Origin of the sequence: Amycolatopsis sp. NPDC059027 (genome assembly GCF_042739735.1) — a bacterium.
In the GTDB taxonomy this organism is placed as follows: Bacteria; Actinomycetota; Actinomycetes; order Mycobacteriales; family Pseudonocardiaceae; genus Amycolatopsis.
In genome coordinates this window covers 82,798-105,871 of the sequence record NZ_JBHYIK010000008.1, presented here as the reverse complement: position 1 = coordinate 105,871, position 23,074 = coordinate 82,798, and the positions used below count along the sequence as shown (strand labels likewise).

Below are 23,074 nucleotides of genomic sequence, written 5' to 3'. Positions count from 1 at the left end.
GGGGGATGATCGAGTTCGGGATTGAGTTGCGTATTACGCACGAGGTTGCCCTATCGGAAACAAACGATGACTGGGCATCAGGCCGGTGTCAAGACGCGTTTTCCGGCGAGCCACGATCGGAGCAGAACTACCCGGCGGTAACGATTTGCCGCGCCGGGCCAGGAGATGCCGCGGGGCCGGGGGTGCCGGGGGACGCCTTGGGTGCGTTCGATGCACCGGGGGCGTCCCTCGGTGCGGCCAACGCACCAAGGGCGTCCCTCGGCTCACCGGGCCGGGCGGTCAGGGGCCTTCGATGGCTCGGCGGAACAGGGCCTCGATCTCGGCGTGGGTCGGCGACGGGTCGGCCAGGACGACCTGCATGACCAGGCCGCAGAACATCGCCGCGAGCACGCGGCCGGTGAGCGGATCGGTGCGGGAGCCGAAGAACTGGATCAGCGCGTTGTCCCAGGCCGCGCTCGCCGGGCGCAGCCGCGGCCGGTGCAGGGCGGCGACGTACAGGTCGTACTCGACGATCGTGTGCCGGGACGCGTCCTCGAGGTAGCTCATCACCAGCGCGGCCAGCTCGACGGCGAAATCGGCGTCCGGGTCGAGGCCCTTCTCCCACTCCCGCAGCTGCCGCACGTTGTTGTCGGCGGCTTCGTTGAGCGCGACTTCCAGCAGATCGTCCAGCGTCGCGAAGTGGTAGGTGGTCGACCCGAGCGGCACGTCGGCCACCTTGGCCACCGCCCGGTGCGTAAGCCCGTCGATGCCCCGCTCGGCGACGACGGCGATGGCCGCCCGCGCGATCTTCGCCCGCCGATCGGGATCGTTCGGCCCGCGCAGCCGTTTCCGCCCGTTCTCCTCGATCTTCGCCATCGTCCCGGCCCCAGCTCCCTCGCGGTTTCCGGCGGACATCGAACCGCCGACGGTGATCGTCGCACGACGCCCGGTGCGGAAATTGCCCCGCCCCGCGATGTGGACAGACGTACATGCTTCGCGTACAAATGTACGCACTCGATGTGCTGCCTGTCACATCCACCCAGTTCACGGCCGCAGCGCTCACCGACGGGAAAGGCCGCATGAAAGACCTCCACCTCGACGGAAACTGGTCCGAGTCCTCCGACGGGACCCGCTCCGACGTGCTCAATCCCTTCAACGCCGAAGTGCTCTGCACGGTCGCCGTCGCGAGCCCCGACGACGTGGCCACGGCGGTCACGGCGGCGAGAAGAGCGTTCGACGGCGGCCCCTGGCGACGGACGAGCGCCGCGGAACGCGGCCGGATCCTGCGTCACGTGGCCGAACTCCTCGTCCGCGACCGCGACGAACTGGCCCGCACCGAAAGCCTCGACACCGGCAAGACGTTCGCCGAAGGACGTATCGACGTCGACGACGTCACGGCCGTCTTCCGCTACTACGCCGGGCTCGCCGACGCGGACGCCGGACGCGTGGTCGACGCGGGCAGCGGCACCGTCGTCAGCCGGATCGTGCACGAGCCGGTCGGCGTGTGCGCGCTGATCGCGCCGTGGAACTACCCGCTGCTCCAGATGTCCTGGAAGGTCGCCCCGGCGCTGGCCGCGGGCAACACCCTGGTGCTCAAGCCGAGCGAGGTCACCCCGCTGACCACGATCAAGCTCGTCGCGCTGCTCGAAGAGGCCGGGGTCCCGCCGGGCGTGGTCAACCTCCTGCTCGGGCCGGGCCAGGTCGGCGCGGCGATGACCGGACATCCCGGCGTCGACCTGATCTCGTTCACCGGCGGGCTGGCCACCGGCGAGAAGATCATGGCCGCGGCGGCGAAGGGCGTCCGGCGCGTGGCGCTGGAACTCGGCGGCAAGAACCCGAACGTGGTCTTCGACGACGCCGATTTCGACACCGCTCTCGACTACGCGCTGGCCGCCGCGTTCGTCCATTCGGGACAGGTCTGCTCGGCGGGTTCCCGGCTGATCGTGCAGGACGGGATCCACGACCGGTTCGTCGCCGAACTGGCCGCGCGGGCGGACCGGATCCGGCTCGGCAACGGACTCGACCCGGAGACCGAGACCGGCCCGCTGGTCTCGGCCGAGCACCGGGCGAAGGTCGAGCGGCACATCGCGGACGCACCCGCGGCGGGCGCGGTGCTGCGCGCGGGCGGCTCACGGCCGGACGACCCCTCGCTGCGCGACGGATTCTTCTTGCGCCCCACCGTTTTCAGCGAATGCACCGCCGACATGGCGATCGTACGGGAGGAGGTGTTCGGCCCGGTGGTCACCGTGGAGCGCTTCCGCACGGAGACCGAAGCCGTGGCCTTGGCGAACGACACCGATTACGGGCTGGCAGGGGCCGTGTGGACGTCGGACGCCTCGCGCGCGCAACGCGTCGCGGGCGCGCTCCGGCACGGCACGGTGTGGATCAACGACTACCACCCCTACCTGCCCCAGGCCGAATGGGGAGGCTTCGGCAAATCCGGCATCGGCCGGGAGCTCGGCCCGTCCGGGCTCGACGAGTACCGCGAAACCAAGCACGTCTACCACAACATCGCGCCGGCACCGCAGCACTGGTTCAAGGGCTGACGCCCGCTCCCGAAGTCCCCCACCACAGAGGACGTGGCCATGACGACACGCTCCAAACCCCCGAACACCCCGCCCGAAGCCGCCGACAGCTCCGAACTCGCGAAGTTCGGCTACCGCCAGGAGCTGGAACGCTCGCTGGGCGGCTTTTCCAGTTTCGCCGCCGGGTTCAGCTACATCTCGATCATGACCGGGGTGTTCCAGCTGTTCTTCTTCGGCTTCGGCTCCGGCGGCCCCGCCTTCATCTGGACCTGGCCGATCGTCTTCCTCGGCCAGCTCGCCGTCGCGCTGTGCTTCGCCGAGCTGGCGGGGCAGTTCCCGCTCGCCGGGTCGGTCTACCAGTGGGCCAAGCAGATCGCGAAACCCGCGACGTCGTGGATGGCGGGCTGGATCATGATCATCGGCGCCATCGTGACCGCGGGCGCGGTCGCCGTGGCCTACCAGATCATCCTTCCCCAGGTCTCGCAGGTGTTCCAGATCGTCGGGAGTCCCTCGGACGCCGGGCTGACGAGCACACCCGGCGGCGCGAAGAACGCGATCCTGCTGGCGCTCGGCCTGGTCGTGTTCGCCACCGTCGTCAACGTCATCGGCGTCAGGCTCATGGCGAAGATCAACAACTTCGGTGTCGCGGTCGAACTGACCGCGGTCATCCTGCTCATCATCGCGCTGGCCGTGCACATCAAGCGGGGCCCGCAGGTGGTGTTCCAGACCCACGACACCGGCGGCGGCCATTCGCTCGGTTACCTCGGCGCGTTCCTGGTCGCCTCGCTGATGAGCGCGTACGTCTTCTACGGCTTCGACACCGCGGGTTCGCTGGCCGAGGAGACGACCCAGCCGCGCAAGCACGCGCCGAGGGCGATCCTGCGCGCGATCACGGCGTCGTTCGTCGTCGGCGGGCTGGTGATGCTCTTCGGGATGATGGCCGTCGGCAACATCAACGCCGAAGAGCTGTCGACGTCCGGAATGCCGTACCTGCTCAAGAGCACGCTCGGCAACGGACTGGGCAACGCGTTCCTCATCTGTTCGGCGATCGCCATCACGGTGTGCTGCCTCGCGGTGCAGACCGCCGCGATCCGGATGACGTTCGCGATGGCGCGCGACAACCGGCTCCCGTTCTCGAAAGCGCTTTCCCGGGTGTCGCCCCAGTCGAAGACCCCGATCGTGCCCGCGCTGATCACCGGCGCGCTCACCATCGGCGTCCTGCTGATCAACCTCGGCAACCAGCGCGCGTTCTTCGTGCTGACCTCGACCGCGATCGTCCTGTTCTACATCCCCTACCTGATGGTCACCGGCCCGATGCTGCTGCGCCGCCTGCGCGGCCAGTGGCCCCGCCCCGGCCACGGCCCGTACTTCAGGCTGGGCCGCTGGGGCACGCTCGTCAACGCGATCGCCGTGCTCTACGGCGCCGCGATGACGGTCAACCTGATCTGGCCGCGCGCCGAGGTCTACGGCGACGACCACTGGTACTTCCAGTGGGGCGCGGTGCTCGTCACCGGCCTGATCGTCGTGGTCGGCGGCGTCCTGCTCTACGTCCGCCGCAAGCGCTGGGCGGCCACCCACACCGGCCAGGCCGTCCCCGAACCGCTCACTCCCTAGCACCAGGAGGAATCACCCGATGAGTTCCACCCAGTACGACTTCGTCATCGTCGGCGGCGGTTCGGCGGGCAGCGCGCTGGCGAACCGGCTGTCCGCGGACCCGGCGAACAAGGTCCTCGTCCTCGAAGCCGGGCGCCCGGACTACCCGTGGGACGTGTTCATCCACATGCCCGCGGCGCTGACCTTCCCGATCGGCAGCAGGTTCTACGACTGGGGCTACCGCAGCGAGCCCGAGCCGCATATGAACCGCCGCCGGATCTACCACGCCCGCGGGAAGGTACTGGGTGGTTCCAGCAGCATCAACGGGATGATCTTCCAGCGCGGGAACCCGATGGACTACGAGCGCTGGGCCGCCGACCCCGGAATGTCCACTTGGGACTACGCGCACTGCCTGCCGTACTTCCAGCGGATGGAGAACTGCCTCGCCGATCCGCCGGACGGGCCGTGGCGCGGCCATTCCGGGCCGCTGGAGCTGGAACGCGGCCCGGCCACCAACCCGCTGTTCGGCGCTTTCTTCGACGCCGCCGAGCAGGCCGGGTACCCGCGCACCGACGACGTCAACGGCTACCGGCAGGAGGGGTTCGCCCCGTTCGATCGCAACGTCCGGCGCGGGCGGCGGCTTTCGGCGGCCGGGGCGTACCTGCGGCCGGTCATGCACCGGCCCAACCTGACCGTCCACACGCGAGCGTTCGTCTCGCAGATCCTGTTCGACGGCGACCGCGCGATCGGCGTCGAATACGCACAAGGACGTCACGCACCCACCGAGGTGTACGGCAAGGAGATCATCCTGTGCGGCGGCGCGATCAACACCCCGCAGCTTCTCCAGCTCTCCGGTGTCGGCAACGCCGCCGAGCTAGGGAAGCTGGGCATCGACGTCGTCGCGGACCTGCCGGGCGTCGGCGAGAACCTGCAGGATCACCTCGAGGTGTACATCCAGTACGCCTGTAAGCAGCCGGTGTCGATGATGCCGTCGCTCGCGAAGTGGAAGCGGCCGCAGATCGGCGCGCAGTGGCTGTTCCTGCGGTCCGGACCCGCCGCCACCAACCACTTCGAGGGCGGCGGGTTCGTCCGGAGCAACGACGAGGTCGCCTACCCGAACCTGATGTTCCACTTCCTGCCGGTGGCGATCCGTTACGACGGCTCGGCGCCGACCGCGGGACACGGCTACCAGGTGCACGTCGGGCCGATGTACGCCGACACCCGCGGCACCGTCAAGATCACCTCGACCGACCCGCGCAAGCACCCGGCACTGCGCTTCAACTACCTGTCGACCGAGCAGGACCGCCGCGAATGGGTGGAGGCGGTCCGGGTGGCGCGGAAGATCCTCAACCAGCCCGCCCTCGACGCGTACAACGGCGGCGAAATCTCGCCGGGACCTGGTGTCGAGACGGACGAGGAGATCCTCGACTGGGTCGCCCGCGACGCCGAGACGGCGCTGCATCCCTCGTGCACCGCCAAGATGGGCGTCGACGACGGGTCGGTCGTCGATCCGGAGACGATGCGCGTCCACGGCCTCAAGGGGCTGAGGATCACCGACGCCTCGGTCATGCCCTACATCCCCAACGGGAACATCTACGCCCCGGTGATGATGACCGCCGAGAAGTCCGCCGATCTGATCCTCGGCAACACTCCCCTGGCCCCGATCAAGCAGCCCTTCCACCGCCACGAAAACTCGTCGAAACTACCTCGCCGTAGCTCTTGACGAGATCCTGACGCGCGATTCAAACTTGTTGCGTATCCCGGTTCGAGTTCCGCAGTACGCAACTCAACACAGCGCAACTCAACTACTCCCCCCCGAACTTCAGCCCGGCACATCCCGGAGGTCCGACATGATGCGCGCGTGCACGGTGGACGAACTGCCCCCCGGGGAATCCGTGAGGATCCCCGGGGCCGTGCCCATCGCGGTGTTCAACGCCGACGGTGAGCTGTACGCCATCGACGACACGTGCAGCCACCAGGACGCCTCCCTCTCCGAGGGCTGGCTCGAAGGCTGCTTCGTGGAATGCCCCCTCCACGCCGCCCTCTTCGATCTGCGCACCGGCATGCCTTCGTGCCTCCCCGCGAAGAGGCCGGTGCGCACCTACTCCGTCGTGGTCGACGAGGGCGTCATCTACGTCCAGGCGGAGTCGCAGGAGGACGCGGCGTGAAGAGCGTCGCGATCGTGGGAGCGTCGCTGGCCGGTGCCCGCGCGCTCCAGGAGCTGCGCGGCCAGGGTTTCGAGGGCGACGTGGTCATGGTCGGCGAGGAGCCACACCGGCCCTACGACCGGCCGCCGCTGTCCAAGGAGTTCCTGGCCGGGACGAGCGACCGGGAGTCACTGGACCTGCTCGACGCCGAGGACGAACTCGGCGTCACCTACCGGCTCGGCGTCCGGGCGGAACGGCTCGACCCGGCCAACGGCAGGCTGACGCTTTCCGGCGGCGAGGAGATCTTCGCCGACGGCGTCGTCATCGCGACCGGTGGCCGGGCCCGCACGCTTCCCGGCGCCGAGGGCGTCGCCGGGGTGCACGTGCTGCGCACCCTCGACGACGCACTGGGGCTGCGTGCCGAGCTGACGGGGTCCCCGCGGGTCGTCGTGGCCGGGGCCGGGTTCATCGGCGCCGAGGTCGCCTCCACCTGCCGGGGACTCGGCCTCGACGTCACCGTGCTGGAAGCCCTCGACGCTCCCCTGTCCCGGGTGTTCGGCCCCGAACTGGGCGCGGTCTGCGCGCGGCTGCACGCCGAGCACGGGACACGGCTGCGCTGCCGGTCCGTCGTGAGTGGACTGACCACAGTGGACGATGGGCCGCGGGGCCGCCGGGTCACCGGCGTCGATCTCGCCGACGGCGGGCACCTGCCCGCGGACGTCGTCGTGGTGGGCATCGGCATGTCGCCCGCCGCCGACTGGCTGATCGGCTCAGGGCTGACCATCGGCAACGGGGTGCACACCGACCACGGGCTGGTCACCAAGCTGCCCAATGTGGTCGCGATCGGCGACGTCGCGCAGTACGCCGGCGGGGAAGCCGGGCAGCGGCTGCGCCACGAGCACTGGACGAACGCGACCGAGCAGGCCGGCGTCGCGGTGGCCAACCTGCTGGCCGGGCAGACGATCCGGAGCTACACGGCGAGCGGGTACGTCTGGTCCGATCAGTACGGCGGCCGGATCCAGGTCGCCGGGCACCCCGCGCCCGGTGACCGGCTCGTCCTCGTCGAAGGGACCACGGAGGATTCCTCGTTCGCGGCGACCTTCGAACGGGACGGTGTCACGGTCGGGGTGTTCGCGCTGAACAACGTGAAGCTGTTCAACCGGCTCAAGCGCCAGGCGCTCCGGCCGCCCGCACCGGTCGCCTGACGCTTGAACTCACTGCCCGGCGTGCCAGCTCGCGCGCAGGACGCGCTTGCCGTGCTCGTCGGTCACGGGCCGCCAGGTCATCCGCAGTGCCGGACGCGCGGCGGGCTGTTCGATGGACCGCCGCGGTGCCGGAGTGACGACGGGGGCAATGGGGGCAAGGCCGTCACCCCGGCTACCGCGCTGGGCGATACGGAAGAAAGCAGTCATGGTCATGGTGACCTCCCGGAGGTTCGAGGGATGCGGGTGAGCCGAGACTGTGTTCCGGACTCATGGCCCTCACCTCCTCCGGTCGACGTTCCGCTCGCTCAGTAAACCCCAGGTCACCCCCATTGGTCAAATGATTGTGCAAGTGTTCTAGCGTTGGCCTGCCGCGAGACGCGGGAAGAGCGGGGACGCGGCGGGCAGCCGCCCGCCCCGCTCCGTACAGGCCTCGGTCACCCGCGCCGCCGCGTCCGGCAGGAACGGCGCCAGCTCCTCGCCGACCGTCCGGCACGCCAGCACGAGCGTCGCCAGCACGGCGTCGAGAGCGTCCGGCGCGGCGCCGTCGCGTTCGGCCTTCGCCAGTTCCCACGGTTTGGCCTGGCTGACGAAGCGGTTGGCCTCGTCGACGATCGCCCAGACCGCCGCGGTGGCGCTCCGGAAATCGAACTCCGCCAAGGCTTTTCCGACTTCCGCCCGCACCGTCCCGACCGCGCGGTCCACCCGTTCGCCGCCCGATGCCCGGCCACCGCGCGGAACGGCCCCGGCCCGGTAGCGGTGGACCATCGCAACCACGCGGTGGACGAGATTTCCCAGCCCGTTGGCGAGTTCGTCGTCCGCCCTGGCGACGAGCCTGGCGAGGGTGAAGTCGGCGTCGCCGACGCGCGGTACCTCCCGTAACAGCCACCAGCGGACGGCGTCGGTACCGCATTCCGCCGCCAGCGTGGCGGGATCGACGGTGTTCCCGGCGGACTTGCTGATCTTGCGTCCGTCGTGGGTGAGGTAGTCGTGCACGACGATGTCGGTCGGCAGCGGCTGGCCTGCCGAGAGCAGCATCGCCGGCCAGTAGACCGCGTGGAACCGGAGAACTCCCTTGCCCACCAGGTGAATCCGGCGATCGGAATCGAGCCACCACCGCTGGTGCCCGGTGCCGCCGGAGCCGTAGCCGAGCGCGGTGAGATAGTTGCCGAGCGCGTCCCACCACACATAGATCACCTGACCGGGATCGCCGGGCACCGGGATGCCCCAGCCGCGCGCCCGCTCCGCCGAGCGCGAGATCGAAAAGTCTTCCAGTCCGCCGGCGAGGAAACCGAGAACCTCGTTGCGCCGCTGCGCGGGTTCGATCCGGAGACGTCCGCTCGTGACGAGATCGTGCAGTTGCCCGGCATAGCGGGAAAGCCGGAAGAACCAGTTCTCCTCGGCCACGTGCTCCGGCGCGACGTCGTGCTCCGGGCAGCGCCCACCGTCCAATTCGGACTCGGTGTAGAACTGCTCACAGCCGACGCAGTACAGGCCCTCGTAGTACCGGCGGTAGAAATCCCCGGCGCCGGCACAGGCACGCCAGAAGTGTTCGACCCCGGCGCGATGTCGCGGATCATGGCTCGTGCGCAGAACATCGTCCGTGGAAAGGGAAAGCGGCTCCCGCAACGCGACGAACGCCGCGGCGTTGCGGTCGACGAACTCCCGCACCGGTACGCCCGCGTCCTCGGCGGCCAGCACGTTCTTCAGCGAGTTGTCGTCGGTGCCGGTCTGCAGCCGGACCTGGTCGCCCTCGCGGCGCCGATGCCGGGCGAGCACGTCGGCCTGGACGAGTTCCAGCGCGAAACCGAGATGCGGCCGCGCGTTGACATACGGGATGGTGGTGGTGATGTAGGTGTGGGGCATCGGAACCTCCGGGTGGACACGGGGCTCCGACAGCCGGCGAGGCCCCTTGGACAGGGCCTCGGACGGATCGTCCGCGCGTGCTACCGGCCCCGGGAGCGGGGCATCATGGCGGTGCGCGCGAACGTCATGACGTCAGGTTAGCGAGCGCGGCGTCGTCCGGCCACCCGTTTACCGCGTGACCGAGCCCGGCCACTCCCCCGCTCGCGCGCGGACCAGCCGCGCCACGTCCCCGGTGGACAGGCCGTCGGTGTCCACACGGAAGTCGCCTATCCCCGCGCGTTCCAGGTCATCGGCTTCGCGCGCGGCCCGTTCCGCGAGCCGGTGCAGGGCCTCGGCGGGTAGGCCCTTCAGCTCGTCACCCGGGATCGGCGGGCCCTCGCCGCGCCCGCGCCGCAGGATCCGCTCGGTCAGCTCCGCGGGGCCGGCGTGCAGTCTGCACACTGTCAGCTTCGTGCCGGGTACCGCAGCGGCGTACCGGCGGACGGCGGCTTGGCCGGTGACCCCGCCGGAGACGATCAGGCAGCGGGCTCCGGCGGCGCGGAAGTTCGCCCACAGGGCACCGAGACTTCGCGCCTTGAGCGTGTGGTTGTCCGGATCGCCGTCCGAGATGGGCCGAAGAAAACCGAGCTGCGCCAGGTCGACATACGCAGTCTTGGCGCCGGAGCGCAGGAGATCGGCGAAGATCTCCCAGCCGACGGCGGATTTGCCGACCCCTTGCGGACCGCACAGCCACAGCAACGGCAGGGCCTCACAGTCTATTGTGGACACTGGAAGCGGCGCCACCGGATAGGTGATTTCGGCGGCGGGTCCGGGCCACCCGGTCTTCGCGCGCACCAGACGGGCGACGTCCACTGCGGACAGTCCACCGGTATCGACGCACAACTCACCGATGTCGGCGCGGTCCAGCGCCTCGGCATGACGGACAGCCGCGTCCGCCAGCTGCGTCTGCCAGCCCCGGGTGACGATCCGGTTTCGCAGCTCCGCCTCGTCGGCGCGTAGGCGGCATGACGTCAACGCGACCCCCGGCAGGCGATCGACGTACGCGCGAACAGCGTCGGCGGTGTCGAGGATTCCGGACACCACCAGGCAGCGAGCGCCCGCTTCGCGCAGGATCGGCCAGACCGCCGCGAGATTCGCCGCCTTGAGCCGATCGTTGCCCGGATCGTCGCCGTCCGCCGGATAACACAGGGCCAGCTGATCGATGTCGGCATACGCGGTCCGCGGCCCGGAACGGCCGAGTTCGGCGAAGATCTCCCAGGCCACCGTGGACTTGCCGACACCGGACGGGCCGTGCAGCCAGAGCAGGGGGAAGGAACCGTCACGCACGCCGGAGAGGCTAGGACAACACGTGGAGCACGGCTATTCAATTACCGCTGGGCTGCCAGTGGACTGCCAACCGCGCTGCCAACGGTCATCGGCGGCGGGCCGGGCTGCGAAGGTCGGTGGTGTCCGAACACCGCACCGACAAGGAGGAACCATCGTGAAGATGCTTCGCAACGGGCTGATCGCCGGGGCTCTCGCGCTCGCGATCGGCGGACTCGCCGCACCCGCCGCGTCGGCGGGCACGCTCGCACCGGTCACCCCGGACAACGGGATCGGGATCCTGAAGACCTGGCACGCCACCGTGCAGTGCCAGATCGTGCGCATCAGCGACAACCACGTCACCGGGTACAAGCGTGCCGACGGCGTGGGCAAGACCCGCGAGGACGCCATCAAGGACGCCAAGCGCAATGTCCCGGTCCCAGCGGGACATTACAAGCGTCATTGCGACGCCAAGCGGACCTGGTAACGTCGGCGGGGCGAGCCCGGCTCGCCCCGTTCAACCGTTGGGTGAGGGATGGCCGAAGAAACGAGTATCTGGGAAATCCGGCTGGGGATGCACACCACCCGGCAGCAGGCCGAGGAGATCAAGGAACGCATCGAAAGAATGCTGTGCCCCGATCCCGGCCACGCTCCGCCGTGCCCCATTCCCTGGTCGATTTCGCTGCTCCCGGAGGATCCCGAGGACGGCGAAGCCTACCCGGAACTGGTCGAGCAGGCCCGCCTCGAGGGTGAGCGGAACTCCTGATCATCAGCGCACGATCCTGATCGCCGGGGTCACCGCGGAATCGTCGGTTTTCAGTGTCCATCCGCCGGATGTTTCGAATCCGGGATTCCGCACCGCCAGCCCGATCGTCTCGACGTTGTCCACTCCGACGTCCACGGCGAGGTCGGCCGCCGGGGTGCCGGTGCAGAGCTGGAACGACAGGGTCACCTTGTCCTTGCCCCGCACGAACTCGGTGACGTCGATCGGCCCCTGCGCGGACTCGCCGTTCATCCACAGCCCGGCCCACCAGTCGGCCACGTCGTGGTCGTACACGAGATTGCCGTCCACCAGGACGCGCTTGAACAGATGCCCCTGCGCGACGAACGTCTTGGCGTACTGGTCGTAATCCCAGAACGATACCTCGTACCGGGCCGACGCCTTGTCCACCGTGACGAGCTGGCTCGCCGACGCGCAGGTGCCCGCCTTCGTAGTGGTCCGTTCCGGGACGGTGAAACTGAGCCTTCCGTCGCCGTACATCGCGCTGTTGTCGGTGCGGTAGCCGCGCGTCGGCGGTTCCGGCGGGAAGGGCCGGTTCACGAACGGCAGCCCGCGCAGCGTCGTGGCCACGGCGTCCCGGATCCGTGCCGGGCGATCCTTGGCGTAGTGGTCGAACGACGGCAGCAGCGCGTGGTTGTCGGCGATGAGCTGCCAGCCGCGGTCACCCTCGAACCCGCCGTTCACCACCTCGACGCCTTCCCCGGTGACGTCGTCGAAGCCGACGTCGAGCGGGAAATCGCCGACGCCGTTCTTGTCGAGGATCCGCAGCGTGATGGTCGCGGAAGTCTTGCCCCGTAAGGCTTCCGTCAGGTCGACGGTGTGCCGTACCCAACCGAAACCGCCCGGATCGGCGACGTCGGATTCCCAGGCGACGGCCCCGTCGACGAGCAGTTGCTTGAAGTGGTAGCCGGCGCCGCCGAGGTTCCCGTAGTAGCCGTCGTGGTCCACAAAGGACAAGGACTTGCGAGGAGCCGTTTCGCCGACTCGCACTCGTTGCTCGGCCCCGGCGTAGTCACCGGGCTTGGTCCCGGTGAAGGACGCGAGCGCCACGCTCAGCCTGCCGATGCCGTGGGCGGCCCGGTTGCCCGCCGTGATGTTCGGCTTGTCCCCCAGCGGCAGGCCGTAGTTGTTGATGCCGAGGATCCGGCCGTCCCGCACATACGGCATGGCCGCCTCGATCGACGCGGCCACGTACGTTTCGTCGGGTGGCAGCGCGGCGTCCAGGAATCTGTTGGTGTACAAGAGGAACAGCACACCCATGTCGCGAGGGGCCGCCTGCGCCACGATCGCGTCCAGGTTCGGCTTGACCGCCGTGGGGTCCTGGGTGTTGCTGTTGAAGCCGAGGTACGGGTACACGATGCCGTCGATGAACGAGGCGAAGCGCTCGTAGAACGCCGGGCTGATCGCGTCGGAGTAATAAGCGGTCGTGTAGAACCCCAGCTTCGGGTTGACCGCGTCCTGCGCGTCGACGATCTTGTGCATGTACTCCGGGGTGAAGAGCTTGCCGTTCTCACCGATCATGAAGTCGTCGATCGCCCACGAGACCACGTTCGGGTACCGCAGCGACAGCTGGGCGATCTCGCTCGCCCAGCGGACGAAGTCCAGTTTGTACGGTCGCGAGCACCGGCCGCGGCGGTACGGGACCGGATCGTCGAAACACTCCGACGGCGGAACGACGTACACCCAGATCCTGATGCCCGCGGCGGCGGCCGCGGGAGCGAACTCGGTGCGGAGGTCGTCCCAGTCCGTCGGCGAATCCCAGATCCCGTAGACGTAGGTGTTCAAACCCTCGCGTCTCAGCTTCGCCACGAGCCGCGGCGAGTCGATGTGCCGGTAGCCGTCGGCGCGAGGACTCCGTTCCCGGACATCGGCGTAGACGGTGTTCCCGCCCGTCATCGCCGCCTTGATCCCGCCTTCGGGCACCACGGACCGGCGGATGTCGGCCAGTGAAGCGGCCTTGACCCGCCGGGTGCCCGGATCGGGCTGGGCGGCCACAGCGGGCGCGAACGCCGTGAGGGCCAGCGCCACGCACGAGCCGAGGACGAGAGCCAGTGTCGACGTACGGTGGGGACCGCGCATGGTTTCCTCCAGCCTGGTCGGGTACCTCTCAGAAATCCAGTGGGGGCAACAGGTCTTCGAACTCGGCGAGGAACCGGCCGACCATGGCGGTCTCCTCGCGGTCGAGCCGGTGCCCCGGCTCGCGACAGTGGGCGCTCCCGAACAGGCCGCGCCGCACCGAGATCAGCTTCTCCGCGGCGATGATCAGCTCCTGGTCGAGCATCCAGTACGAGATGTAGGGCAGCAGCCGCCGGTGCAGCTCGTCCCCGCCGGCGTGCTCGCCCTCGGCGAACCGCCGCCAGATCTCGACGTAGATCTCGGTGAACGAGCAGCCGGGCTGGGTCCCGACCGCACCGCGGCGGAACGCGTCGGGCAGCTGGACACCCGCGTACCCCTCCACGGCGGGCAGCGGTGGATCACCCGCGGCCAGTTCGGCGATCAACGCGCCGGGCGGGCTGGCCTCGACCTTCACCAGCCGCAGGTTCGGGTGCTCGCGGGCCAGCGCGGACAGCGCCGGGCCGTCGAGGCTGGTGCCCGTCTCGGTCGGCGCGTACTGCAGTACGACCGGGGTCGGCGCGACCGCGGCCAGCACCGCGCCGACATGCGCGAGGATCGCCCGCCGGGACGGGGCGAGGAAATGCGGCGGCAGCAGGTTGACCAGGTCGGCACCCGCGTCCACCACGGCGCGGGCCCTGGCGACCGCCAGCCGGGTCGCGTGGTCCTGCACCGCGATGATCGCGGAGACGCCGTCCGCCGCCGCGGTCTCCGCGAGCAGGATCGCGGTGAGCCGCGTGCGCTCGGACTCGTCGAGCTTGTGGAACTCCGAGGCGAATCCGGGGAACATCACGCTGGTCACGCCGGTGCCGAGCACATGCCGCACCACCCGGTGGAAGCCGGGGACGTCGATCGCGCCGTCCTCGGTGAACGGCACCTGCAGCACCGGGGAGACTCCCCGCACCGGCGGTGCCTGCGTGGCGGTCATCGGCGATCACTCCTTCGGTGCGATGCCCCGAGCAGGGTGAGCAGCGTCCCGCCGAGCACGGCCGCGCGCTCGTCCTCGCCGATGGTCCAGTCCCGCACCCTGGTGACCTCGGTTTTCGGGACGGTGTAAGGGGAATCCGTACTGAAGATCACCCGCGAGGTGCCGATCCCGGGGTCCCGCGCGAACTCGCTGAGCACGGTGTCCCACGGCGCGTACGCCGTGTCGGCGTAGAGGTTCGGCGCGTACCGCAGCGCGGGCGCGGCGTCGATCCAGAAGTCGGTGGCACCGCTGCGGCCCATCAGGAACCGCACGCCGGGATACCGCCGGGCGAGACTCGCCAGGGGCAACGGGAGCGCGCTCGGCGGGGTGCCGGTGCGGACGTAGACGAGCCAGCCACGATCGGCGGCGAACGCGAGCAGCGGATCGACGAGCCCATCGAGCAGGTCGAAGCCCTGCAGCACCGGGTCGACCGCCAGCGCCACCGCACCCGCCTCGGCCGCCCGTGCCAGCTCGGTGAGCGCCGCCGCGCCCAGCCATGGGTTCGCCACCGCGTAGGCGAGCAGCCGCCCGCCGGACTCCCGCGCCGCCGCGGTCACCACGTCGTTGCCCTCGGCGTTGGCGACCGCGGTGCATCGTTCGTCCGGGGCGATCAACGCCCGGTCGATGCCGAGCCGGTCCATGGTGGCCAGCAACGTCTCGGTGCCGAGGGCGACCTCGCGGCCGGTGCCGAGCCGGACGTGCGCGTCGACAACGGGAGTCATGACGGTAACTCCAGTCCGAGAGCGCCGAGCGCGTCCGCGTGGATGATCCGCTCGATGGCCTCCTCAGGCACCCGGGGCAGCTTCGTGCCTTCGAGGATGTCGTTGACCCGGCGCAGCCCGGCCATCGCCTCACCGGTGTCCGCGATCGGGAAATCGCTGCCCAGCAACAGTTTCCCGGTACAGCCCCATTCGACGGCGGCCAGCAGCGACTGGTAGCACACCCACGGCCGCAGGTAGATCGAGGACACGTCCGCGTACACGTGCGGATGCTTGCGGACGGTCACCACCGTCTCGGTTCCCCAGGGATGTCCCATATGCGCCATGACGATCCGCAGTTCCGGGAACCGCAGCGCCACCTCGTCGGTGACCAGCGGGTAGGTGTAGCGCAGTGGCGCGTGCCGCATCGGCGACGCGCCCTGATGGAACAGGATCGGCAGCCCGTGCCGCTCGCAGTAGGCGTAGAACGCCAGCGCGGACTCCCCCAGCGGGTCGAAGTCCTGGTAGTTGGGGCCGAGCTTGACCCCGGCGAGGCCGAGTTCCCTGCACCGCTCGGTCTCCTCGAAGGCATTGTCCCGCAACGGGTTCACCGAGAGGAACCCGATACGGCGGGCCGGGTCGGCGGCCACGAACTCGGCCGTCGCGTCGTTCGTGCGCTCCGGCGGGTACGGCAGCCCGGTCATGGTCTCGGGATCGTCCACCGCGATGTTGAACACGATCGCGACGTCGGCTTCGGCCATGGCGGCGTCGAAATCGGCCCACGAGTTCGTGGTCGTGACCGGCCGGTCGGTGCGCCAGTTCTCGTACACGCGGCGTTCGGTTTCCGGCACCGCGTCCCGGTGGGTCGGGGTGTGCGTGTGGACGTCGACGATCACGTGAACCTCCCGCGCAGGTCGCTCCTGGGCACCACGCCCAGTCCGGCACCGTCGCCGAGCCGGACCCGGGTGCCGTCGCTGTCCAGCGGTTCCGCCAGGACGTCCTCGGCGTAGTAGTGCGCCCCGATGATGTCCGAGGGGAACGACGACAACCGCGGCAGCGCACACGCCACGTGCAGCTGCGCGGCCGCGCCGATGCCCAGCTCACCGTTGGAACCGATCAGGACGTCGAGACCGGACGTTTCGGCGAGCCGCGCCAGGGCGACCGCGCGGCCGGGCCCGCCCGCCTTGCCGACGTACACGCTGACCACGTCTGCGGCGTCCGCACGCGCGAGCCGCAGCAGGTCCTCGGTGCCGAACACCGCCTCGTCGGCTACCACCGGAAGGCCCGCCGGCCGGAGTGCCGCCATGCCCTCCAGATCGCCGGGCGCGACCGGCTGTTCGACGAAGGCCGGGCCGAACTCCGCCAGCCCGCGCAGGGCGGCCCGGGCTTCGGCCCGGCTCCAGCCGCCGTTGGCGTCCATGCCGAGGAACGCGTCCGGCCCGGCCAGCTCGCGTGCCCGTGCCATCCGCGCCAGATCCCCCGGCACCCCGAGACCGACCTTGACCTTGAACGCGCGGAACCCCGCTCGCGACGCCGTTTCGTACGCCTTGTCCAGCCGGTCACCGTCGCCGGAGAGGGACAGCTTGATCGGCACCTCGTCGCGGTACGGGCCGCCGAGCGCCACGGCGAGCGGGACGCCGAGGGTGCGCGCGAACGCGTCCCACAGCGCGATCGACACTCCGGCCTTGGTGAACGGGTTCGCCGCGAGCACCGTGTCCACAGTGGACTCCAGCACGCCCACCGGTGCCAGTGGCTTCCCGAGCAGCGCGGGCGCGAGCAGCTCGGCGATGAAGTGCCGCGCGCTCACGCCGTCCTCGCCACTCCACAGCGGTGTCGCGCTGACCTCGCCGTACCCTTCGACGCCGTCGGTGGTGACAACCCGGACCAGCAGGAAGTCCGACCGGTCGTGCGTCCCCTTCGCCCCGTGCACCACGAGGTCCGGCCGCGCGTCCATCGTCACCGGGGCGGTCTGGATCGCCGCGATCCTGGCCTCGCGCGGGTTCATCCCGGCCTCCCGTGTTCCAGCCGCCCCGCGAGCAGGCGCCGGGGGTTGTGCACGAGCATGTCCGCGCGCTGCTGTTCGGTGATGCCCCAGCCGTCGATCTCGGCGACCCTGGCGACGGCGTAGTCCTGACCGGCCTTGTCCGAGAGCCCGGCGTCCGTGCCGAACAGCACCTTGCCCGGCGGCGCCGCGGCGAGGACGCGCCGGGCGGCGTACGGCGGGGTACCGCACAGGCACAGATAGAGATTGTCTGTTTCGCACGTCACCGCCAGCGCCTCCCGCCAGCAGTCGTGCAACCCGCCGTGGCCGAGCACGACCGGCAACGCGGGATGACGGCGCGCGAGCGCGGCGATCTGCGCGGGCGTCGAGTACGGCGGGGTGCCGTCGTGCGAGAGCAGGATGCCGCCCGCCTCGGTGACGGCCTCGCAGATCGGGTCCAGCACCTTCTCGTGCATGCTGAAGCCCTGCAGCCACGGATGCAGTTTCAGCCCGCCGAGGCCCAGTTCCGCGAAACACCGGCGCGTTTCGTCCACCGCGTTCGCATGCCGCGGGTGCACCGTGCCGAAGCCGATCATCCTGGCCGGGTCCGCCGCGGCGAACGCGGCCAGTTCGTCGTTCGACTCGGGCGTGGCGTTGAACAGCCCGTCGTGGGCGAGCAGCACCGCGGCGTCGATGCCCGCGGTGTCGAGGAAGGCCAGGAACTCGGACGGGCCGAACTCGGTGCCGCCGAGCCAGGTGCCGGTGTGCCACGCGGGGGTGTGGGTGTGGAAGTCGATCATGGCCGGTTCGCCAGTTCGATCAGCCGCCCGGCCAGCGCGCCGAGGCATTCGTCCAGCCATTCCGTCCCCCGCTCGTGCGTCGCCCGCGTGGGATCGTCGGTGTAGCCGTCGATCCGCCGCCACGCCGCGGCCTCGTGCATCTCGGCACCGTCCACACCGGACTCCTCCGGCGGGGTTCTCGGCCGCCGTTGCCGGACGAACTCCGGGCGGAGCGCGAACAGCATCGCGGTCTCGAACTCCCCCGCGTGCCCGGGGATCGGGGTGCCTCCCGCGTCCGCGATCAGCTCCCAGTAGTGGATCACCGACACGGTCATGTCGTACGCCGAGGCGATCTTCGCCGCGGCCACCTGGGCCACGCCCCGGTTCCCGCCGTGACCGTTGACGATCACCAGCCTGCGCCCTCCACACTCCACAATGGACCGGGCGAGATCGGTGAGCACACCGATGGCCGTCTCCGGGGACAGCGACAGCGTCCCGCCGAACGGCAGATGATGCTCGGACACGCCGAAGTGGAGACACGGCGCGAGCACCATCCGCGCCGAATCCGCCGCGCGGACGACCGCGAACCGGCAGATCGCCTCGACGATCGCGGCGTCGGTGCCGGTGGCCAGATGCGGGCCGTGCTGCTCGGTCGCGCCGATCGGCAGCACGACCAGGCTTTCCGGCAGTGCTTCCCGCAGCTCCTCGCGGGTGCAGTCGGCCCAGATCACCGGCGGCCTCATCGTTCTCCCTCCAGGAGCTTCGTGATGCGTTCGGCGAGGACGAGCGTGGCGACACCATCTTCGAGGCTCGGGCAGGCTTCGTCCCGTTCACCGGTGATCAGCTCGGCGAACCGGGCCAGCTGCCGATCGAAACACCGCGTCGTCCGGTCCGGTTCGAAGCCGAACCGTTCGACACCGCGTGCGGTGCTCAATTCCAGCTCGAAGGTCCGCCCGTCCAGCAGGACATGGCCACGATCGCCGAGGACGCTGATCTCGCACCGGGGCAGCGCGCCGGTGAGCCAGCCGAACTCGGCCAGCACGACTGTCCCTTGTGGATAGTGCAGCCGTGCCCCGCACAGGTTCGGCGCGGGCAGTCCGCTCCGGGTGGCCAGCGTCCAGGCGTCTTCGACCCGTTCGGGCGGGCCGAAGAGCACGCGGAACCAGTCGAAGACGTGCGCGCCCTCGTGGACCAGCGGAAGCCCATGCCGCAACGTCTCCTCGATGCGCCGGGCGTGCGCGGGGTCCGCCGGATCGCGCCCCTCGTCGTAGATGTGCGCGCGGACGAGCAACGGCCCGCCGAGCAAGCCCGACCGCAGCCAGTCGCCGAGCAGTTCGAGCGCGGGATCGTGCCGGTAGGCAAGGCCGACCTGCACCCACCGCCGTTGTTCCTCCGGCAGGTCGAGCAGCGTTCTCGCCGCTTCGAGCGACGTCGCGACCGGCTTCTCCGCCAGCACGAACCGCCCGGTCGCGGCCACCTGGCCGATCAACTCCGTGGTCACCCACGGCGGCGTCGCCAGCACCACGCCCCGCACCGACGGATCGCCGAGCACGTCACGGATGTCCTTCGCCACCGGGGCCTGGGCGTGCGCCGCCGCCAGTGCCCGGCGGGCCGGGTCGGGATCGACCAATGCCGCGACTTCGACGTCCGGATTCCGCAGCAGCGCGGGCAGATGCGCCCGCAGTGCGATGTCCCCGAGCCCCACCAGCGCGACGCCGATCATCCCGTCACCCCCTCGAGCACGGGGATCGCGGCGATGAGCGACCGGGTGTAGGCGTGCTTCGGCGCGCCGAAGATCTCTTCCCTGGTACCGGTTTCGACGATCCGGCCCCGGTACATCACCGCGAGCCGCGGCGCCAGGTACCGCACCACCGCGAGATCGTGGGAGACGAACAGGCAGGTCAGGCCGAGCCGGGCCTGGAGTTCGCGGAGCAGTTCGAGGATCTGCGCCTGGATCACCACGTCGACCGCCGACACCGCCTCGTCCAGCACGAGGAACGACGGCTCGGGGGCGAGCGCGCGGGCGATGTTCACCCGCTGGCACTGACCGCCGGACAGCTCGTGCGGATACCGTCCCGCGAACGACGCGGGCAGCCCGACCAGCTCCAGCAGTTCGGCCACTCGCCGCCGCAGGTCCCGCTTCGCCGCCTTCCGGTGGACGAGCAGGGGAAGCCCGACGATGTGCTCGACGGTCTTGCGCCGGTTGAGCGAGCCGACCGGATCCTGCAGGACGATCTGCATCTCCCGGCGCAGGCGCCGCAATCCGCTCCGGCCCAGGGATGCCAGGTCCGTCCCGCGGAACCGCACCGAGCCCGCCGTCGGGGTGTCCAGCCCGAGCAGCAGCCTGCTCAGCGTCGACTTGCCCGACCCCGATTCCCCCACCAGCCCGAAGGTCTCCCCGCGCCGGACGCTCAGCGACACGTCGTCCACGGCCGTGACCCCGGTGCCGAACCGGCGGACCAGCCCGTCGGCCTCGACCAGTACGTCGTCCCCGGCGGGACGCTCCCTGGCCGGGGTGGCGTCCAGCGTGACCACCGAGCCGACGAGCCGCCGCGTGTACTCGTGCCGGGGCGTGGCCAGTACCTCCCGCAACCCGCCCGATTCGACGATCCGGCCCGCGTGCATCACGTGGATCCGCTGGCACAGCGCCGAAGCCACCGCGAGGTCGTGGGTAATGAACAGGACCGCCATCCCCCGCCGCTCGGCCAGCGTGCCGAGCAGCCGCAGGACCCTGGCCTGGGTGGTGACGTCGAGCGCCGTGGTCGGCTCGTCGGCGACGAGCACGTCCGGCTCGCACGAGATCGCCATCGCGATCATCACCCGCTGCCGCATCCCGCCGGAGAACTGGTGCGGATAGTCGCGGACCCGCTTCGCCGCGTCCGGGACCCCCACCTCCTCCAGCAGCCGGACCGCGTGGGCGCGGGCCTCCCCGGCGGAGACGTCCCGATGCGCGCGGATCGCCTCGGCGAGCTGCGCACCGATCGTGCGCACGGGATTGAGGCAGGACAACGGATCCTGATAGACCATCGCGATCCGGCTGCCCCGCACCCGTTCCAGTTCGCGTTCGCTCGCGGTGGTCAGCTCGGCCCCGTCGAGCAGGATCCGGCCGCCGGTGACCGCGATGCCCGCGGGGTTGAGCCGCGGGACCGCCAGCGCCGTCATGGTCTTGCCGCTCCCGGACTCGCCCACCAGCGCCGCCCGCTCGCCCGAACGCAGCGTCAGGTTCACCTCGTGCACGATCGGCCGCCCGCGCACGCCGACGGACAGCTCTTCCAGCCGCAGCACCTCGTGCGTCATCGGCTGCTCCGGAAGCCGGCCCGCAACGCGCGCTGGAGCTGGTCGCCGATGGTGTTCAGCGCCGCGATCGCCGCGATGATCAGCAACGCGGGCATCAGCGGGTACCAGATCGACTCGTACAGCCGGTCGTAGCCGACCTTGAGCAGGGTGCCCCACGAGGCGTCCGGCGGCTGGATGCCGAGCCCGACGAAGCTCAGCGTCGCCTCCAGCATCAGGGACGTCGCGACGTTGAGCGAGGCCTGCGCCAGCAGCGCCGGGACCGCGTTCGGCAGTACTTCGGCGAACAGGATCCGGAGCCGGGACGCGCCGACCGCGTCCAGCCCACGCACGTACTCCGACTTCAGCTCGGCGAGCACCGCGGACCGCGTGATCCGCGCGGTGAGCGGGGACATCAGCAGCCCGGCGACGATCGTCATGGCCAGGATGCCCGACCCGAACGCCGCCACGAACACCAGCGCGAACAGCAAGGTCGGGATCGCCAGCGCCGCCTCGGCGACGCGCATCAGCACCTCGTCGAGCCAGCCCGGCCGGGCCGCCGCGAGGATCCCCCACGCGACGCCCAGCACCATCGCGACCGCCGTCGCGCCCACCGCGAACCCGAGCGACAGCTGACCGGCCTGCGCGACGCGGGACAGCAGGTCCCGGCCCAGTTCGTCGGTACCGAACGGATGCGCGAGGCTCGGCGCCGCGAACTTGTTCCGCGCCTCGATCCTCGTCGGCGACGCCAGCGCGAACGGCTGGAGCGCCGCGAGCAGGACGAACACGCCGAGCACCGCCAGCGCCGTGACGGCGGGCGGCCGGGCCAGGAACCGGCGCAGGACACCGCGTCCCGCGGTGCCGACACCGTCCATTTCGGACAGATCGATCGTGCTCACGACACCGCCTCCCCCACCCGCAGCCGCGGGTCGAGGACGCCGTAGGCGACGTCGACGAGAAGGTTCACCAGGACGAACACCGCCGCCAGCAACAGCACCGTGCTCTGGATGACCGCGTAGTCCCGTTTGTACACCGAGTCCACGATCAGCGAGCCGAGCCCCGGCCAGCGGAAGACGAACTCCACCACGACCGCGCCGGAGAGCACCTGCCCGACGGTGACGCCCAGCGAGGTCAGCGCGGGCAGCAGCGCGTTCGGCAGCACGTGCCGGAGCACCACCGCCCGCCGCCGGAGGCCCTTGCCGACCGCGGTACGGACGTGCCGGGAATCCTCCACTTCGGACAGTGTGGCGCGCAGGTACCGGATCAGCGGGGCGGACAGGCAGATGCCCAACGTCACCGTGGGCAACAGCAACACCCGGAGATTGCCCGCGAAATCCGCCGAAAGGGCGACGTAATTTTCGTTGCGCAGCACGCCGAGCTTGACGACGAAGAGTGCGATGAGCACGATCCCGAACACGAACGGCGGAGCCGCCATGCCCAGTGTGGTGTACCCGCCGACGAGGCGGCCCAGCCAGCGGCTACGCAGGATCGTCGGCAGCACCGCGAGCGCGAGCGCGAGCACGACCGCGAGCAGCACCCCGGCGAAGGACAGTTCCAGCGTCGGGCCCAGCCGCTGCCCGATGAGCGTGCCGACGTCGAACTGGCTGAAGTACGACCGGCCGAGATCACCGGTGAGCAGCCCGGTGATCCAGTGCCAGTACTGCACCGGCAGCGGGTCCTCCAGCCCGAGTTCGGCGCGCAGCCGCAGCAGCGCTTTCGGGTCGATGCCTTGCGCCGCACCGACTTTCGTCACCGTCGGATCACCGGGGAGCAGGCGCAGCACGACGAAGACGAGCACGGACACGCCGAGGAGCATCAGCGCGCTGACACCCGCGCGCCGCAGGATGTACCGGACCATCGCCACCCCCT

General features: G+C 70.3%; 22 protein-coding genes. 7 read left to right on the top strand and 15 right to left on the bottom strand.

From position 1 onward, the window contains the following. Window positions 1-279 precede the first annotated feature (279 nt). Window positions 280-855 (bottom strand): TetR/AcrR family transcriptional regulator, encoded by a 576-nt coding sequence (locus tag ACFWY9_RS08005; protein WP_378329795.1) that lies wholly within the window; start codon window positions 853-855, stop codon window positions 280-282. Between the two features lie 203 nt (window positions 856-1,058). Between ACFWY9_RS08005 and ACFWY9_RS08000 the strand changes: the two genes are divergently transcribed. The 5 genes from ACFWY9_RS08000 to ACFWY9_RS07980 all read left to right on the top strand — a co-directional run bounded on the left by ACFWY9_RS08000 (window position 1,059) and on the right by ACFWY9_RS07980 (window position 7,449). After that, window positions 1,059-2,525, top strand: a complete 1,467-nt coding sequence (locus ACFWY9_RS08000) for an aldehyde dehydrogenase family protein (protein ID WP_378338465.1) — start codon at window positions 1,059-1,061, stop codon at window positions 2,523-2,525. A gap of 39 nt (window positions 2,526-2,564) precedes the next feature. Next, on the top strand, window positions 2,565-4,118 hold the full coding sequence (locus tag ACFWY9_RS07995) for an amino acid permease (protein WP_378338464.1): 1,554 nt from the start codon (window positions 2,565-2,567) through the stop codon (window positions 4,116-4,118). Window positions 4,119-4,137: 19 nt separating this feature from the next. Further along, complete coding sequence (gene betA / locus ACFWY9_RS07990; protein ID WP_378338463.1) at window positions 4,138-5,820, top strand: choline dehydrogenase; 1,683 nt, start codon at window positions 4,138-4,140, stop codon at window positions 5,818-5,820. 127 nt (window positions 5,821-5,947) lie between these two features. Further along, a complete protein-coding gene (locus tag ACFWY9_RS07985) occupies window positions 5,948-6,265 on the top strand; it encodes a bifunctional 3-phenylpropionate/cinnamic acid dioxygenase ferredoxin subunit (protein ID WP_378329779.1) in 318 nt (105 codons plus the stop codon). Next, window positions 6,262-7,449 (top strand): NAD(P)/FAD-dependent oxidoreductase, encoded by a 1,188-nt coding sequence (locus ACFWY9_RS07980; protein WP_378338462.1) that lies wholly within the window; start codon window positions 6,262-6,264, stop codon window positions 7,447-7,449. The genes ACFWY9_RS07985 and ACFWY9_RS07980 overlap by 4 nt, the downstream gene beginning before the upstream one ends. 9 nt (window positions 7,450-7,458) lie before the next feature. On the opposite strand, the gene ACFWY9_RS07975 is transcribed toward ACFWY9_RS07980, so the two are convergent. The 3 genes from ACFWY9_RS07975 to ACFWY9_RS07965 all read right to left on the bottom strand — a co-directional run bounded on the left by ACFWY9_RS07975 (window position 7,459) and on the right by ACFWY9_RS07965 (window position 10,638). Then, complete coding sequence (locus tag ACFWY9_RS07975) at window positions 7,459-7,662, bottom strand: hypothetical protein (protein WP_378329777.1); 204 nt, start codon at window positions 7,660-7,662, stop codon at window positions 7,459-7,461. A gap of 141 nt (window positions 7,663-7,803) precedes the next feature. Further along, on the bottom strand, window positions 7,804-9,312 hold the full coding sequence (locus ACFWY9_RS07970) for a methionine--tRNA ligase (protein ID WP_378338461.1): 1,509 nt from the start codon (window positions 9,310-9,312) through the stop codon (window positions 7,804-7,806). Window positions 9,313-9,480: 168 nt separating this feature from the next. After that, on the bottom strand, window positions 9,481-10,638 hold the full coding sequence (locus ACFWY9_RS07965) for an AAA family ATPase (RefSeq protein WP_378338460.1): 1,158 nt from the start codon (window positions 10,636-10,638) through the stop codon (window positions 9,481-9,483). Window positions 10,639-10,792: 154 nt separating this feature from the next. Between ACFWY9_RS07965 and ACFWY9_RS07960 the strand changes: the two genes are divergently transcribed. Both ACFWY9_RS07960 and ACFWY9_RS07955 read left to right on the top strand, forming a co-directional pair. After that, entirely contained in the window at window positions 10,793-11,101 is a 309-nt protein-coding gene (locus tag ACFWY9_RS07960; RefSeq protein ID WP_378329774.1) for a hypothetical protein, read from the top strand. A gap of 48 nt (window positions 11,102-11,149) precedes the next feature. Next, window positions 11,150-11,380 carry a hypothetical protein gene (locus tag ACFWY9_RS07955; protein ID WP_378329773.1) on the top strand — a complete coding sequence of 77 codons (231 nt, stop codon included), beginning with the start codon at window positions 11,150-11,152 and terminating at the stop codon, window positions 11,378-11,380. Window positions 11,381-11,383: 3 nt separating this feature from the next. On the opposite strand, the gene ACFWY9_RS07950 is transcribed toward ACFWY9_RS07955, so the two are convergent. Genes ACFWY9_RS07950 through ACFWY9_RS07900 form a run of 11 tightly spaced genes read right to left on the bottom strand, consistent with a single transcriptional unit; the run spans window position 11,384 to window position 23,063 of the window. After that, window positions 11,384-13,474, bottom strand: coding sequence for a hypothetical protein (locus tag ACFWY9_RS07950; RefSeq protein ID WP_378338459.1), 2,091 nt, complete (start codon window positions 13,472-13,474; stop codon window positions 11,384-11,386). Window positions 13,475-13,502: 28 nt separating this feature from the next. Next, entirely contained in the window at window positions 13,503-14,435 is a 933-nt protein-coding gene (locus ACFWY9_RS07945) for a dihydrodipicolinate synthase family protein (RefSeq protein WP_378329771.1), read from the bottom strand. After that, the gene (locus tag ACFWY9_RS07940) at window positions 14,432-15,196 is read right to left on the bottom strand and encodes an amidohydrolase family protein (protein ID WP_378329770.1); all 765 of its coding nucleotides are present in this window, start codon (window positions 15,194-15,196) and stop codon (window positions 14,432-14,434) included. Before ACFWY9_RS07940 ends, ACFWY9_RS07945 begins: the two co-directional genes overlap by 4 nt. Beyond that, a complete protein-coding gene (locus tag ACFWY9_RS07935) occupies window positions 15,193-16,068 on the bottom strand; it encodes an amidohydrolase family protein (protein WP_378329769.1) in 876 nt (291 codons plus the stop codon). The genes ACFWY9_RS07940 and ACFWY9_RS07935 overlap by 4 nt, the downstream gene beginning before the upstream one ends. After that, window positions 16,065-17,177, bottom strand: coding sequence for a mandelate racemase/muconate lactonizing enzyme family protein (locus ACFWY9_RS07930; protein WP_378338458.1), 1,113 nt, complete (start codon window positions 17,175-17,177; stop codon window positions 16,065-16,067). Before ACFWY9_RS07930 ends, ACFWY9_RS07935 begins: the two co-directional genes overlap by 4 nt. Continuing rightward, on the bottom strand, window positions 17,174-17,953 hold the full coding sequence (locus ACFWY9_RS07925) for an amidohydrolase family protein (RefSeq protein ID WP_378329767.1): 780 nt from the start codon (window positions 17,951-17,953) through the stop codon (window positions 17,174-17,176). The genes ACFWY9_RS07930 and ACFWY9_RS07925 overlap by 4 nt, the downstream gene beginning before the upstream one ends. Next, entirely contained in the window at window positions 17,950-18,675 is a 726-nt protein-coding gene (locus ACFWY9_RS07920; protein WP_378338457.1) for a creatininase family protein, read from the bottom strand. The genes ACFWY9_RS07925 and ACFWY9_RS07920 overlap by 4 nt, the downstream gene beginning before the upstream one ends. After that, window positions 18,672-19,655: a Gfo/Idh/MocA family protein gene (locus ACFWY9_RS07915; protein ID WP_378338456.1), complete on the bottom strand. Its 984-nt coding sequence runs from the start codon at window positions 19,653-19,655 to the stop codon at window positions 18,672-18,674. The genes ACFWY9_RS07920 and ACFWY9_RS07915 overlap by 4 nt, the downstream gene beginning before the upstream one ends. Next, on the bottom strand, window positions 19,652-21,229 hold the full coding sequence (locus ACFWY9_RS07910) for a dipeptide ABC transporter ATP-binding protein (protein ID WP_378338455.1): 1,578 nt from the start codon (window positions 21,227-21,229) through the stop codon (window positions 19,652-19,654). The genes ACFWY9_RS07915 and ACFWY9_RS07910 overlap by 4 nt, the downstream gene beginning before the upstream one ends. Then, entirely contained in the window at window positions 21,226-22,104 is an 879-nt protein-coding gene (locus ACFWY9_RS07905; protein ID WP_378338454.1) for an ABC transporter permease, read from the bottom strand. Before ACFWY9_RS07905 ends, ACFWY9_RS07910 begins: the two co-directional genes overlap by 4 nt. Beyond that, the gene (locus ACFWY9_RS07900; RefSeq protein WP_378338453.1) at window positions 22,101-23,063 is read right to left on the bottom strand and encodes an ABC transporter permease; all 963 of its coding nucleotides are present in this window, start codon (window positions 23,061-23,063) and stop codon (window positions 22,101-22,103) included. The genes ACFWY9_RS07905 and ACFWY9_RS07900 overlap by 4 nt, the downstream gene beginning before the upstream one ends. Window positions 23,064-23,074: the final 11 nt, after the last annotated feature.

Coding starts and splice junctions, on each gene's coding strand:
- ACFWY9_RS08005 (WP_378329795.1), bottom strand. CDS start 855: ATGGCGAAGATCGAGGAGAACGGGCGGAAACGGCTGCGCGGGCCGAAC.
- ACFWY9_RS08000 (WP_378338465.1), top strand. CDS start 1,059: ATGAAAGACCTCCACCTCGACGGAAACTGGTCCGAGTCCTCCGACGGG.
- ACFWY9_RS07995 (WP_378338464.1), top strand. CDS start 2,565: ATGACGACACGCTCCAAACCCCCGAACACCCCGCCCGAAGCCGCCGAC.
- betA (WP_378338463.1), top strand. CDS start 4,138: ATGAGTTCCACCCAGTACGACTTCGTCATCGTCGGCGGCGGTTCGGCG.
- ACFWY9_RS07985 (WP_378329779.1), top strand. CDS start 5,948: ATGATGCGCGCGTGCACGGTGGACGAACTGCCCCCCGGGGAATCCGTG.
- ACFWY9_RS07975 (WP_378329777.1), bottom strand. CDS start 7,662: ATGACCATGACTGCTTTCTTCCGTATCGCCCAGCGCGGTAGCCGGGGT.
- ACFWY9_RS07970 (WP_378338461.1), bottom strand. CDS start 9,312: ATGCCCCACACCTACATCACCACCACCATCCCGTATGTCAACGCGCGG.
- ACFWY9_RS07955 (WP_378329773.1), top strand. CDS start 11,150: ATGGCCGAAGAAACGAGTATCTGGGAAATCCGGCTGGGGATGCACACC.
- ACFWY9_RS07950 (WP_378338459.1), bottom strand. CDS start 13,474: ATGCGCGGTCCCCACCGTACGTCGACACTGGCTCTCGTCCTCGGCTCG.
- ACFWY9_RS07945 (WP_378329771.1), bottom strand. CDS start 14,435: ATGACCGCCACGCAGGCACCGCCGGTGCGGGGAGTCTCCCCGGTGCTG.
- ACFWY9_RS07940 (WP_378329770.1), bottom strand. CDS start 15,196: ATGACTCCCGTTGTCGACGCGCACGTCCGGCTCGGCACCGGCCGCGAG.
- ACFWY9_RS07930 (WP_378338458.1), bottom strand. CDS start 17,177: ATGAACCCGCGCGAGGCCAGGATCGCGGCGATCCAGACCGCCCCGGTG.
- ACFWY9_RS07925 (WP_378329767.1), bottom strand. CDS start 17,953: ATGATCGACTTCCACACCCACACCCCCGCGTGGCACACCGGCACCTGG.
- ACFWY9_RS07920 (WP_378338457.1), bottom strand. CDS start 18,675: ATGAGGCCGCCGGTGATCTGGGCCGACTGCACCCGCGAGGAGCTGCGG.
- ACFWY9_RS07915 (WP_378338456.1), bottom strand. CDS start 19,655: ATGATCGGCGTCGCGCTGGTGGGGCTCGGGGACATCGCACTGCGGGCG.
- ACFWY9_RS07910 (WP_378338455.1), bottom strand. CDS start 21,229: ATGACGCACGAGGTGCTGCGGCTGGAAGAGCTGTCCGTCGGCGTGCGC.
- ACFWY9_RS07900 (WP_378338453.1), bottom strand. CDS start 23,063: ATGGTCCGGTACATCCTGCGGCGCGCGGGTGTCAGCGCGCTGATGCTC.